The sequence below is a fragment of the Aestuariivivens marinum genome (genome assembly GCF_022662175.1).
Classification (GTDB): domain Bacteria; phylum Bacteroidota; class Bacteroidia; order Flavobacteriales; family Flavobacteriaceae; genus Aestuariivivens; species Aestuariivivens marinum.
Genome location: NZ_JAKMCR010000003.1, coordinates 123,615 through 136,435, shown reverse-complemented (window position 1 = coordinate 136,435; position 12,821 = coordinate 123,615). Strand labels below are relative to the sequence as shown.

The window sequence follows — 12,821 nt, the reverse complement described above, 5'->3', positions numbered from 1 at the left end:
ATTTGTTTCTGTAAGAAAAATAATTAACTTAGTTAAATATTGATCCTAACCATAAAAAACAATTTATATGTAAAATAAGTATAAACGCAATAGTGTTTATATCTTAGTTGTTGTTAATTACTCAAGAAGTTAGATGAGAAAAAATATAAAGGTAGCTGCTGCACAACTTTCACCTGTTTTCTTAAACAAAGAAAAAACTATTGAAAAGGCTTGCGGAGCCATTAAAGAGGCTGGCCAAAAGGGTGCCGGGTTAATAGTTTTCCGGAAGTGTTTATTTCTGGTTATCCAGACTGGGTCTGGCTTATTCCTAATAGCAAAGGAGCTGAATTAAATGAACTTTATTTAAGGCTTGTAGAAAATGCGATTTCCGTCCCAGATAACTCTACCGATAAACTTTGTGAAGCGGCTAAAGCGGCTAAAGTTAATGTGGTTATTGGTATGCATGAACGTAACTCCGAAACAAGCAACTCAAGTCTATACAATAGTTTACTTTTCATAGATAAGAATGGAATTATTTTAGGAAAACATAGAAAATTAATTCCAACAGGTGGCGAACGCTTAATATGGTCTCAAGGAGATGGAAGCACTCTTTCATGCTATGATACATCTGTTGGAAAGATCGCTGGTTTAATTTGCTGGGAAAACTTCATGCCCTTAGCCAGAAACGCCATCTATGAGTTAGGAACACAAATATTGATTTCTCCAACTTGGGACAAAAGCCCAAATTGGATTCAAACTATGCAGCACGTCGCAAGAGAAGGAGGATTATTTGTGATCAGTGCGTGTATGCCTCTAAAAATGGATAACATTCCTGAAGAATACGAATTTAAGAATCTATACCCTGACGGAAGAGAATGGATTAACGTTGGCAACAGCGCTATAATTTCACCTAATGGAAAGCTAATCGCAGGACCATTAGAGGCCAAAGAAGGCATCTTATATGCGGATATTGATCTTCAGGATATTATTAAAGCCAAACGAATGTTCGATGTCGTTGGCCATTATTCAAGACCTGATGTTTTTAACTTCAGTATAAACCAGAAGGGTAAAAACTAACGACAACAATGAAAAAATATATAACATTGCTTTTATTACTGTTGACCATATCATATATCAATTCTCAAATCGACCCGAGTATTATTGAAAAATCTGTCACTGAAAATCAAAATTTAAACAGAATTGATAGTATAGCCATAGTCTAAAATATAAAGGTGGAGACAAAGTGCGTGTTCTTACTCAATTCACAATTAACGAAGAAGGACAGATTGTAGATATAAAAGCAAGAGGCTCTCATCCCGTTTTTGAAAATGAAGCAATACGAATAATAAAAATGATACCACAATTAGAACCACCTAGTTTAAATGAAAAACCAGTCAGTCCAAGGTTTTCTTTACCGATTATTTTTGCAATACAGACCGAAAAACAAAAACGAAAAAGGCTTAAAGAAACTAAGAGCTAGAAATGAAAAAAACTAGCTACAACGAATATTAGAGTTAAAAAAAGTGTTTTTAAAAATCACTCCTGCAAACAACCCTTACGTCGCCTCGTATCTATCAAATAAATAATTTTCCATTGGTCGCCATCCTTAAATAGCTGAAAGGAATTCACACCACAGTGACTAAATTCCCCATTAAACCAAAACTCATATGGTGTCCAGGCATTGGCCATATTGCCATCTACCTGTATACTGTAATCCAATAGTCGCTCATCCCATTTTTGGTCGGCTGGTCTGTTGGCAATGGTTTCCAAAAGTTTAGATAGATTACCGTTATTTCTTAAAACATCTTTCCCCTCCATATTTCTAAATGCGGTTTGTAATACCACTTTATCCATCATAACCGATTTCATTAGTGTGGTATCCCCTTTATGGAAGCCTTCGAAAAAAGTGTCTACTGTTTTACGAATGTCTAAGGTATCATCTACCTGACCAAAAACGGTGGTGGTAACGACCAATGTTAAATAAACTAAGATGCGTTGCATGATTTTAAGTTTTGGTCTAAAATAATACAACATGGGCAATCACATTGGAGTTTAAAGAAAAGTTTAACAGTCTCTCCTTAATTTAGTACTTTTACACACTATCAAAAAACCAACTAAAATGTCTACAGCAAAAAAGGAATACAAACGCATTACGGTAAAAACATTAGTGGATATGAAGGCCAATGGCGAAAAAATATCCATGCTTACCGCTTACGATTATACCATGGCCAAAATTGTTGATGGTGCTGGGGTTGACGTTATTTTAGTGGGGGATTCGGCCAGTAATGTTATGGCGGGTCACGAAACCACTTTGCCCATTACCTTAGACCAAATGATTTATCATGCATCCTCAGTAATCCGTGCCATAGAACGTGCCTTAATTGTTGTAGACTTACCATTTGGAAGCTACCAAAGCGACCCTAAAGAGGCCTTGCGTTCTGCTATTCGTATCATGAAAGAAAGTGGTGCCCATGCTGTAAAGTTGGAAGGCGGCAAGGAGGTGAAAGAGTCCATTAAACGCATCTTAAATGCAGGTATTCCCGTGATGGGGCATTTGGGATTGACACCGCAATCCATCTATAAATTTGGCACTTATACTGTTAGAGCCAAAGAAGAAGAGGAGGCCGAACGGTTAAAGGAAGAAGCTATATTGTTAGAAAAAACAGGCTGCTTTGCTATCGTACTTGAAAAAATCCCTGCCAAACTGGCTAAGGAAGTGGCCGAAAGCGTGTCCATTCCCATTATTGGTATTGGTGCAGGTAATGGTGTAGACGGACAAGTCTTGGTATTACATGACATGCTGGGGATGACCCACGAGTTTCATCCCCGTTTTTTACGTCGTTATATGAACCTTTATGAGGACATGACCAAAGCCATGCAACAATATGTGGCCGATGTAAAAAGCATGGACTTTCCGAATGATGATGAGCAATATTAGACTATTCGATTAGGTTAAATTATCTGAAATTTTTATGTAAATGTTAGCTGGCTAACATTTTAAGTACGCCACATACTATAGTTTTGGTTTGTATTAATCCTAAAACTATACATCATGAAAAAACTATTTTCATTTCTCTTACTATGTGGCACGCTAATTTTTGCCACATCTTGCTCTAATGAAGGCACCGAAATCCCTCAAGAATCTAAAGCCAATAATTTAGAACTTATTCAGTTTTTAGCTCAAGTGTCGTCAAGCAATGGCAATACTGCCAAAAGCAGTAATGCAAAATCTAAAGGTTCACAACGTGACCAACCTCCTATTTGGGCAGACTGTATTGTATATTCTGGCTTGGTTGTTCCTGCCACATTTAAACCTAGTAGTGGTAACTTTGATGAACTCTATGTAATGCCTGAAGCAATGTTTTATGATGGACTTCCTTTAATTTCGGACTCCAAACCAGGAGATCAAGATTACAACGGGGGACGTTGGCATTTAAATATTCTAAAAACAGGTGTTGATGCTAGTAAATATGCTGAAGCTTGCAATGTTGAAGCTTTAGATATTAATGATTTTGAATCTACCGATATGTATTTTGAATGCCCAATGCGCCCTAGGCGATAAAAATACATGATATTCTTTTTAAAAATGGAAATGTAAAACACATTTCCATTTTTTATTTTACATCGCGTATTTTCACAATTAATAATTAAGTTTGTTTTTTGCTTTTATATGAAAGTCCTATCCAATTTGCATAATCTACAAGTACTTTATGAAGACAACCACATCATTATTGTTAACAAACGGGCTGGAGATATTGTTCAGGGTGATAAAACAGGGGACAAACCTTTAAGCGATATTGTTAAGGATTATATTAAGAATAAGTACAATAAATCTGGTAATGTATATTTGGGTGTTGTACATCGCTTAGATCGCCCCACTACTGGGCTCGTTATTTTTGCTAAAACCAGTAAAGCACTTCCTCGTTTAAATAAATTATTTCTTTCTAAAGACATCCATAAAACCTATTGGGCTGTTGTAAAAAATAAACCTCCAAAACCAAAAGACACATTGGTCAATTGGTTGAAAAAGAACCCTAAAAATAATAAGTCCAGTGTATATACCAGTGAGGTTAAGGATAGTAAAAAAGGGATTCTTCATTATAAAACCTTAAAAAAACTAGATCATTACTTTTTACTTGAAATTAACTTGGAAACGGGCAGACATCATCAAATCCGTTCACAGCTATCCCATATTGGTTGCCCTATAAAAGGTGATTTAAAATATGGGTTCGACCGAAGCAATAAAAATGCTAGTATCCATTTGCATGCCAAGCATATTGAATTTATACATCCTGTAAAACAAACACCCATAAATATACTGGCACCATTACCAAAAGATCCCGTATGGGATGCATGCTTATAAATTTAATACCTTTATAAAAACAGTCTTAATGTCCATACCTGAAATAGTTTTATTACAAAAAACGTTTTTTAAATCACAAAAAACAAAGGATGTCAAATATCGTCTTAACCTTTTAAAAACACTTAAAAAAGAAATCCTTTTGAGGGAGCATGACATTTATGACGCCCTTCATAAAGACTTTAAGAAATCTTCATTTGAAGCTTATTTAAGTGAGTTAGGGTTAGTAATTTCAGAGTTAAACCTGGTCATTAAAAACTTAAAAAAGTGGTCTAAACCTAAACGGGTAAGTGCTTCATTATTAACCTTTCCTTCAAAAGATTATATTTACAAAGACCCATATGGAACGGTATTGGTTATTGCACCTTGGAACTATTCTTTTTTATTGGCTATGGAACCTCTTATTATGGCCATAGCTGCTGGTAATACAGTGGTTTTAAAACCCAGTGAACTTACAGAACATGTTTCAAAGATTATAACTGAAATTATTGAAACTGTTTTTACTAAGGAATTGGCAATTGCTATTGAAGGCGGTGTGGAAACTTCAACCGAATTGTTAAAGCAACATTGGGACTATGTTTTCTTTACGGGAAGTACTAAGGTAGGAAAAATTGTAGCTAAAGCAGCTGCAAAACATTTAACTCCAGTTACTCTGGAACTGGGTGGGAAATCGCCATGCATCATTGACGGCACCATCAATTTACAATTAACAGCTAAACGGTTGGTTTGGGGGAAATTACTTAATGGAGGGCAAACCTGCATCGCTCCAGATTATATAATTGTAAAATCGAACATTAAAAATCAATTTATTGATGCTTTAAAATTAGAGATCACCAAACAATATGGTAATGAGCCTAAAGATTCTGAAGACTTCCCTAGAATCATCAACGAAAGACATTTTTTACGATTAAAAGATCTTTTAACCCAATCTAATGTTGTTTTTGGTGGCAACACTGACGAAAAAAACAACTACATTTCTCCAACACTGGTTGAAGAACCAAAGTTAGATAGCCCCTTAATGTCTGAAGAAATTTTTGGCCCTATTTTACCCATACTTACCTATGAAATTGAGAAAGATATTGAAACTATAATTCATGGTTTGGAAAAACCTTTATCCTTGTATATCTTTTCAAAAAACAAAAAATTCACAAAAGGGATTATTACAAAATACAGCTTTGGTGGGGGAGTTATTAATGATGTGCTGACTCATTTTGGCAACTATAGGCTGCCCTTTGGAGGCATTGGGGTGAGTGGTATGGGTAAATACCATGGTAAACATGGTTTTGATACATTCACGCATCAAAAATCAATTATGAAAAGAGGTACTTGGATAGACCCTCCTCTTCGCTATGCGCCTTATAAAAATAAGTTAAGTTTGTTAAAAACTGCATTTAAATATTTTGGGTTGTTTTAGATAATTGTTAGATCCATGTGGAGTATACTACATTATTTTATATTTAGTGATCACAAATTAAAAACTAATAGCCGTAGCGTGCTTTACTTCATTAATAACAAACATGCTATGGGTACTACCAATATGGTTAATCGAGGTTAATTTTTTTACCATAAACTCTCTAAAGGCAGCCATGTCTTTCACAATAACTTTTAATAGATAATCATAATCACCGCTTACATGGTAACATTCCAACACCTCGTTTAAACCAGCAACTTCATTTTCAAATTTTATAACATAATCTTGGGCATGTTGCACCAACTTTACATGGCAAAAGACCACAAAAGCCTTATCAATTTTTTCTTTATTTATCTGTGCTACATATCCATTAATAACCCCTTCTCGTTCTAGTTTCCTAATGCGTTCGTATACAGCGGTAACGGAAAGGTTTAGTTTATTTGAAAGTTCTTTATTGGTCTGTTTACTATCGTTCTGTAAATATTCAAGCAATTTTTTGTCTATAACATCAAAAACCATGATTGAAAAATTTTCTTTAAATAAGTATCAAAACACTAATTTAATAATTTTTAATCTGTAAATAAACATCTATATAGATTTATTTTCTATTTTACACATACTTTATTGTTTTTTATTCTAATTATATTGAACTTTATAGTATCACAAAACATAAAAATATGGCTTTCAAACCCGCTAACAACATTCAAGATTTACAATATTTCGGAGAATTTGGAGGTGTTAATCCTTCCATATCAGATTCCTCAACTTATACGTTTTTGTCTGCAAAGACGATGTTTGATACGTTTGAAGGTAATGCTGATGGATGCTATTTATATTCCCGTCACTCATCACCATCCAATTTATACTTAGGCGAAGCCTTGGCCGCCATGGAAGATACAGAAACTGCTAATGTAACGGCTTCAGGAATGGGTGCCATTACTCCTGTTTTATTGCAATTATGCGGTGCCGGCGACCATATAGTTTCGAGCAGAACCATATACGGAGGAACTTATGCCTTCTTAAAAAATTTTACTCCTAGATTAAATATTGAAACCACATTTGTAGACATTACCAATTTAGAAAAAGTTGAGGCTTCCATTACAAAAAGCACCAAGGTTTTGTATTGTGAATCTGTTAGCAATCCGCTTTTGGAAGTCGCAGACATTAAGGGCTTAGCCAAAATTGCCAACAAATACAATATAAAATTGGTTGTGGACAATACATTTTCACCACTATCCATTTCACCTGCAAAGTTAGGAGCAGATATTGTTTTACATAGTTTAACTAAGTTTATAAACGGCTCTAGCGATACAGTTGGCGGTGTAGTTTGCGGTACCCAGAAATTTATAAACCAATTAAGAAATGTAAACGATGGCGCTTCAATGCTATTAGGCTCTACTATGGATAGTTTACGTGCAGCATCTATACTCAAGAATCTAAGAACACTCCATATAAGAATGCAACAACATAGCAGAAACGCATTATTTTTAGCTAAAAAATTTGAATCCGATGGATTAAAAACAGTATACCCTGGATTACCATCCCACCCATCACACAACCTATTTAAAAGCATGATGAATGAACAATATGGCTTTGGAGGTATGTTAACTATCGATGTGGGGTCACTAGAAAAAGCCAATGAACTTATGGAGCTCATGCAAGACAGAAACTTAGGCTATCTGGCTGTAAGTTTAGGATTCTATAAAACACTTTTTAGTGCACCAGGAACATCAACTTCCTCTGAAATACCTGAAGAGGAACAAAAGGAAATGGGATTAAGTGATGGACTTATACGTTTCTCAATAGGATTGGATGCCGATATAGAACGCACTTATTATATGATGAGAACTTGTATGGAAGAATTATACATTCTCAAACCTAAGCTTCAATATTCATATGGTAAAGTTTAAAATTAAATCCCTTTTAAACATTTCTAAATGGATTGCATTACTTTGTTGGTTTTTTAGTATCCCCTTAAAAAGATTTCAGTACCCGTTGGTTATTATCTCTATACAATGTAAAAAGAATTAGGGTTGATAACATCTAAAGCGGATGCCTTAAATCTTTTATATTGGAATTCACTACTTCCCGTTTTCGTTTTATAAATACTAAAATAGCCTTATTAAACCAAGCTATTTTTTATGTCCTTAAACTCTAAATATTTTAAATCTTACTGTCAGGAAAGTTTAACAAAGTTTAAAAAATACTTATTAGCATCGAATAATGAAAATAAGCGTCTTGGGTTTTTGCAATACTATATCGTAAAATATTATAAAAAATGGTCTATTGAACCACAAAGCGTTCAAAGACAATGTTACTTTCATTTAAGGGTCTTTAAAAAAGATAATCTATGTAAATCTCATTAAAAAGAGTAAAAATCAAATGCACATAACTCCTTGCATTTGCATAGCTTCAACTAAAATCGTAACATTACGAGATAAAAATAATTTCATGCAAGACGATAAAAACCCTTCTAAAATTAAAATAGACAATCAAAGTATTATAGAAAATAAAGAGCTAAACATTTGGGAGGCTTTAATTCCTGTAATTATCTTAATGGGCTTATTGTTCTACAACATTCAATTTGCAGATGGTGAAATGTTAGGCGAATATTCCAATCAGTTTATCTTACTCTTTGGAGGCTTAATTGCTGCTATCGTTGGTTTTTTTAATAAAGTATCTATTACCAATATGTTAGACGAGATATGGGAAAACCTAAAAAGTGTTTTTGTGCCCGTACTTATTTTACTTTTAGTAGGAGCTCTAGCTGGCACGTGGCTTGTAAGCGGAGTCATACCCGCTATGGTATATTATGGTTTGGAAATTTTACATCCCAGTATTTTTTTACCGGCATGTGTTGTTATTTGTGCTATAATATCCATAGCTACAGGAAGCTCCTGGACCACCTCTGCTACAGTGGGTATTGCTTTAATTGGAATTGGTACTGCTTTAGGTGTTGACACAGGTATGATAGCCGGTGCGGTAGTATCTGGAGCCTATTTTGGCGATAAAATGTCTCCACTAAGCGATACTACAAACCTAGCTCCAGCTATAGCTGGCACCGATTTATTTACCCATATACGTTACATGACCATTACCACTGTTCCAACCATATTGGTTACTTTGGTGGTTTTTTCTATAATTAGTGCAACAATAGACGCTTCTGGGACCTCGGATATATCTGGTTTATTACATTCCATAAGCCTTACATTTAACGTGTCTCCGTGGTTGTTCATGGTACCATTAGCTGTTATCGCTTTAATATTAATGAAAACCAAGCCTTTAATTGCCTTAAGCGTGGGCATTATTCTTGCAGCCATATTTGCATTTATCTTTCAACTTGAAGTGCTCAAAGAACTTAATAACTCAAGCCTTAACGCCATTTTTAATTCTATTTTATTCGATACAGAAATAGCAACCGACAATGAAAAACTAAACGAATTATTTACGGCAGGTGGTATGAGCGGTATGCTTTGGACGATTTATCTCATAATTAGTGCTATGGTTTTTGGAGGTATTATGGATGGCATTGGTGCTTTAGCTAGAGTAACAGAAGCGCTGCTATCGATTGCGTCTTCCGTTTTTGGATTATTCGCTAGCACGGTGATTAGTTGTTTAGGATTAAACACCATTGCTTCAGATCAATATCTGGCAATTGTTATCCCAGGAAAAATGTTTAAAAAAGCATTCGATGATAGAGGTTTAGCTCCCGAAAACCTTAGTAGAACTCTTGAAGATTCGGGTACCGTGACTTCTGTTCTTATTCCTTGGAATACCTGTGGCGCCTATCAATCTGGTGTTTTAGGCGTAGGAGTTGTAGACTACTTTGTCTATGCCGTCTTCAACTGGTTAAGTCCGTTTACTACCTTACTTTTTGCTGCTTTGAATATTAAAATCAAACAATTAAAGGGTGCATTAGCATAAACTATTACTCTATAAATTTTTAAAATAATTTAGTATTGCCTTTCGTATAGCATTACATATCTTTGCGGCTGTTTTTAAAATTTCAACTTATAAAATTTAATTAAAATGGCAGTATTAGTAGGTAAAAAAGCACCTCGATTTAATGCACAAGCTGTGGTAAACGGTGGCGAATTTGTGAACGATTTTTCATTAGATCAATTCATTGGAGAAAAATATGTTGTGTTATTCTTTTATCCGAAAGATTTCACTTTTGTATGCCCAACTGAATTACATGCTTTTCAAGAAAAATTAGCTGATTTCGAAGCTAGAAATGTAGCGGTAGTTGCTGTTTCAACAGATACAGAGCAGTCACATTACGGTTGGTTACAGGTTGATAAGAACCATGGTGGCATTAAAGGCATTAGCTATCCACTTGTTGCCGACACCAATAAAACCATTTCTGCCAACTATGATGTATTGGCTGGTGAAACGTATTATGACGAAAATGATATGCTTCAAGCAGAAGGTGAATTAATCGCTTACCGCGGTTTATTCCTAATAGACAAAGAAGGTATTGTACGTCACCAAGTTGTGAACGATTTACCTTTGGGAAGAAATGTAGATGAAGCTTTGCGCATGGTAGATGCACTGCAGTTTGTTGAAGAAAATGGCGAAGTTTGTCCTGCAAACTGGAACAAAGGAAAAGTTGGTATGCAAGCTACACATGAAGGTGTTGCTGAATTTTTAGAAAAGCACGTTAATTAGTATTTTTTAAAAAAACAACCTAATAAAAAGCCTGTTGGTCACTTGGCGAAATCGAAGTGCAACAGGCTTTTTTATTTAACAAAATTATAATCCCTTATTATATATCAAAACGATCAAGATTCATAACTTTTGTCCAAGCGGCCACAAAATCATTAATAAATTTCTCATGACCGTCATCAGCTCCATAAACTTCAGCTACCGCTCTTAACTCTGTATTTGATCCAAATATCAAATCGGCCCTTGTCGCAGAGAATTTCATTGCTCCCGTTTTTCGATCCCTACCTATAAATTCCTTTTTTTCTGAAGTTGTAGGTTCCCATTTAATTGAAAAATCTAAAACATTAATAAAAAAATCATTAGTTAATCTACCCAGGTTATTAGTAAACACCCCGGAGCTAGAGCCATCATAGTTAGCCCCTAATACACGTAAACCACCAACCAAAACCGTCATTTCAGGAATAGTAAGTGTTAATAAATTAGCACGATCTACCAACAAATCTTCAGCATTTACTTTTAAACTAGATTTCATATAGTTTCTAAAACCATCTGCTAAAGGTTCCAGGTAGCCGAACGATTCTAAATCGGTTTGTTCTTGAGTTGCGTCTCCTCTACCTTGCGTAAAAGGAACGGAAATATGATACCCTGCATTATTGATTGCTTCTTCCACTCCAACAACACCTCCCAAAACAATTAAATCGGCCATAGAAACAGTTCCATTGAATTCCTTTTGGATCCCTTCAAATACATTTAAGACCTTATCCAACTCTGTTGGATTATTGACTTCCCAACTTCTTTGGGGTTCTAAACGCAAACGCCCACCATTGGCACCACCACGCATATCTGACCCTCTAAATGTTGAGGCTGATGCCCAGGCTGTTTTAACCAATTCAGATACAGTAAGTCCAGAAGCTAGAATCATATCCTTAAGCGATTTTATATCGGCATCACTCAACACATAATCAACTTTAGGGACAGGATCTTGCCACAACAATTCTTCTTTTGGTACTTCAGGACCCAAATACCTGTCTATAGGCCCCATATCTCGATGGGTTAACTTATACCATGCACGAGCAAAAGTATCTTCGAAAGCTTTATGATCTCTGTGAAAACGCTTAGATATCTCTAAATAGGTTGGATCCATTTTAAGTGCCATATCTGCAGTAGACATCATTAAGGCTTGTTTTCCATTAGCATCACCGGCTTTAGGAGCCATGCGCGCATGGGACTCTGCGGTGGGAGTCCATTGATGTGCCCCTGCGGGACTTTTGGTAAGCTCCCAATCATAGTTCAACAAAACATCGAAATAATCATGATCCCAACGCGTAGGATTTGGTGTCCAAGCACCTTCCAATCCACTAGTAATAGCATCATCTAATACACCGGTACCGAAGGAATTCTTCCAACCTGTACTCATTTCCTCAATTGATGCACCATGAGGCTCAGCAGAGACATATTTATCGGGATCGGCAGCTCCATGAGCCTTACCAAAGGTATGACCACCAGCTACCAGAGCTACAGTTTCCTCATCATTCATAGCCATACGACCAAAAGTAATTTTAATATCATGTGCAGACTTTAAGGGATCTGGATTTCCGTTAGGCCCCTCTGGGTTTACATAAATCAATCCCATATGTACCGCCCCAAGATGCCCTTCTAAATCACCGTCACTTGTATCATATCGTTCATCATTACCTAACCATTGGTTTTCCGATCCCCAATAAATATCTTCTTCGGGCTGCCAAATATCTTCCCGTCCACCTGCAAATCCAAAGGTTTTGAATCCCATCGATTCCAAAGCGCAATTACCAGCCAAAATCATTAAATCTGCCCAAGATACATTTTTTCCATATTTCTTTTTTACAGGCCATAGCAACAAGCGTGCTTTATCCAAATTGCCATTATCTGGCCAACTATTTAAAGGTGCAAAGCGTTGTGATCCAGAATTTGCACCACCACGACCATCACCAACACGGTAAGTTCCTGCACTGTGCCATGCCATACGAATAAAAAACGGTCCATAATGTCCATAATCTGCTGGCCACCAGTCCTGAGAATCTGTCATTAAATTAAGAACATCTTGCTTTAATTCTTCAAAATTTATACTGTTAAAAGCATCAGCATATTTAAAATCCTCACCCATAGGATTGGATTCTACCCCATTTTGTCTTAATATATTCAATTTTAACTCGTTAGGCCACCAATCCCTATTTCTTGTTCCACCTCCCGCTGTGCTTTTTTGCATGCCACTGGCGAATGGACATCTATTCGCTCCATTTGTGTGCTTTTTGTTTTCCATTTATTGAAGTTTTATTAGATTGTGAATTTCTTAAAATTAACAAATATTACTCAAAGAGTTTTTAAAACATATTTTTATAAATTATAATAAAATTGATAAAACTTATT

12 protein-coding genes are annotated in these 12,821 nt (G+C 35.7%); 9 read left to right on the top strand and 3 right to left on the bottom strand.

Annotation, left to right across the window (positions count from 1 at the left end):
- Window positions 1–267 precede the first annotated feature (267 nt).
- On the top strand, window positions 268–1,056 hold the full coding sequence (locus MR053_RS09850; RefSeq protein WP_242132273.1) for a carbon-nitrogen hydrolase family protein: 789 nt from the start codon (window positions 268–270) through the stop codon (window positions 1,054–1,056).
- 166 nt (window positions 1,057–1,222) lie between these two features.
- Complete coding sequence (locus MR053_RS14060; protein ID WP_394800338.1) at window positions 1,223–1,459, top strand: energy transducer TonB; 237 nt, start codon at window positions 1,223–1,225, stop codon at window positions 1,457–1,459.
- A 56-nt stretch (window positions 1,460–1,515) separates the two neighbouring features.
- Here the strand turns inward: MR053_RS14060 and MR053_RS09845 are convergent, their stop codons facing one another.
- Entirely contained in the window at window positions 1,516–1,980 is a 465-nt protein-coding gene (locus MR053_RS09845; protein WP_242132272.1) for a nuclear transport factor 2 family protein, read from the bottom strand.
- 118 nt (window positions 1,981–2,098) lie between these two features.
- Here MR053_RS09845 and panB point away from each other — a divergent pair, with 118 nt between their 5' ends.
- The 4 genes from panB (at window position 2,099) to MR053_RS09825 (ending at window position 5,753) form a co-directional block, all read left to right on the top strand.
- Entirely contained in the window at window positions 2,099–2,917 is an 819-nt protein-coding gene (panB, locus tag MR053_RS09840; RefSeq protein WP_242132271.1) for a 3-methyl-2-oxobutanoate hydroxymethyltransferase, read from the top strand.
- A gap of 114 nt (window positions 2,918–3,031) precedes the next feature.
- Window positions 3,032–3,541, top strand: a complete 510-nt coding sequence (locus MR053_RS09835; RefSeq protein ID WP_242132270.1) for a hypothetical protein — start codon at window positions 3,032–3,034, stop codon at window positions 3,539–3,541.
- A 108-nt stretch (window positions 3,542–3,649) separates the two neighbouring features.
- Window positions 3,650–4,342, top strand: coding sequence for an RluA family pseudouridine synthase (locus tag MR053_RS09830; protein WP_242132269.1), 693 nt, complete (start codon window positions 3,650–3,652; stop codon window positions 4,340–4,342).
- 28 nt (window positions 4,343–4,370) lie between these two features.
- Window positions 4,371–5,753, top strand: coding sequence for an aldehyde dehydrogenase (locus tag MR053_RS09825; protein ID WP_242132268.1), 1,383 nt, complete (start codon window positions 4,371–4,373; stop codon window positions 5,751–5,753).
- Between the two features lie 57 nt (window positions 5,754–5,810).
- Here MR053_RS09825 and MR053_RS09820 read toward each other — a convergent pair whose 3' ends face one another.
- A complete protein-coding gene (locus MR053_RS09820) occupies window positions 5,811–6,269 on the bottom strand; it encodes an Lrp/AsnC family transcriptional regulator (protein WP_242132267.1) in 459 nt (152 codons plus the stop codon).
- A 158-nt stretch (window positions 6,270–6,427) separates the two neighbouring features.
- On the opposite strand from MR053_RS09820, the gene MR053_RS09815 reads away from it, so the two are divergent.
- The 3 genes from MR053_RS09815 to MR053_RS09805 all read left to right on the top strand — a co-directional run bounded on the left by MR053_RS09815 (window position 6,428) and on the right by MR053_RS09805 (window position 10,418).
- On the top strand, window positions 6,428–7,660 hold the full coding sequence (locus MR053_RS09815) for an aminotransferase class I/II-fold pyridoxal phosphate-dependent enzyme (RefSeq protein ID WP_242132266.1): 1,233 nt from the start codon (window positions 6,428–6,430) through the stop codon (window positions 7,658–7,660).
- Between the two features lie 541 nt (window positions 7,661–8,201).
- Window positions 8,202–9,674 (top strand): Na+/H+ antiporter NhaC, encoded by a 1,473-nt coding sequence (gene nhaC, locus MR053_RS09810; protein WP_242132265.1) that lies wholly within the window; start codon window positions 8,202–8,204, stop codon window positions 9,672–9,674.
- A gap of 105 nt (window positions 9,675–9,779) precedes the next feature.
- A complete protein-coding gene (locus tag MR053_RS09805; protein ID WP_242132264.1) occupies window positions 9,780–10,418 on the top strand; it encodes a peroxiredoxin in 639 nt (212 codons plus the stop codon).
- A gap of 97 nt (window positions 10,419–10,515) precedes the next feature.
- On the opposite strand, the gene katG is transcribed toward MR053_RS09805, so the two are convergent.
- Window positions 10,516–12,714 carry a catalase/peroxidase HPI gene (gene katG, locus MR053_RS09800; RefSeq protein ID WP_242132263.1) on the bottom strand — a complete coding sequence of 733 codons (2,199 nt, stop codon included), beginning with the start codon at window positions 12,712–12,714 and terminating at the stop codon, window positions 10,516–10,518.
- Window positions 12,715–12,821 lie beyond the last annotated feature (107 nt).

Bases quoted from the DNA above. Each gene is read 5' to 3' on its own strand.
- MR053_RS09845 (WP_242132272.1), bottom strand. From the start codon at position 1,980: ATGCAACGCATCTTAGTTTATTTAACATTGGTCGTTACCACCACCGTT.
- panB (WP_242132271.1), top strand. From the start codon at position 2,099: ATGTCTACAGCAAAAAAGGAATACAAACGCATTACGGTAAAAACATTA.
- MR053_RS09835 (WP_242132270.1), top strand. From the start codon at position 3,032: ATGAAAAAACTATTTTCATTTCTCTTACTATGTGGCACGCTAATTTTT.
- MR053_RS09830 (WP_242132269.1), top strand. From the start codon at position 3,650: ATGAAAGTCCTATCCAATTTGCATAATCTACAAGTACTTTATGAAGAC.
- MR053_RS09825 (WP_242132268.1), top strand. From the start codon at position 4,371: ATGTCCATACCTGAAATAGTTTTATTACAAAAAACGTTTTTTAAATCA.
- MR053_RS09820 (WP_242132267.1), bottom strand. From the start codon at position 6,269: ATGGTTTTTGATGTTATAGACAAAAAATTGCTTGAATATTTACAGAAC.
- MR053_RS09815 (WP_242132266.1), top strand. From the start codon at position 6,428: ATGGCTTTCAAACCCGCTAACAACATTCAAGATTTACAATATTTCGGA.
- nhaC (WP_242132265.1), top strand. From the start codon at position 8,202: ATGCAAGACGATAAAAACCCTTCTAAAATTAAAATAGACAATCAAAGT.
- MR053_RS09805 (WP_242132264.1), top strand. From the start codon at position 9,780: ATGGCAGTATTAGTAGGTAAAAAAGCACCTCGATTTAATGCACAAGCT.
- katG (WP_242132263.1), bottom strand. From the start codon at position 12,714: ATGGAAAACAAAAAGCACACAAATGGAGCGAATAGATGTCCATTCGCC.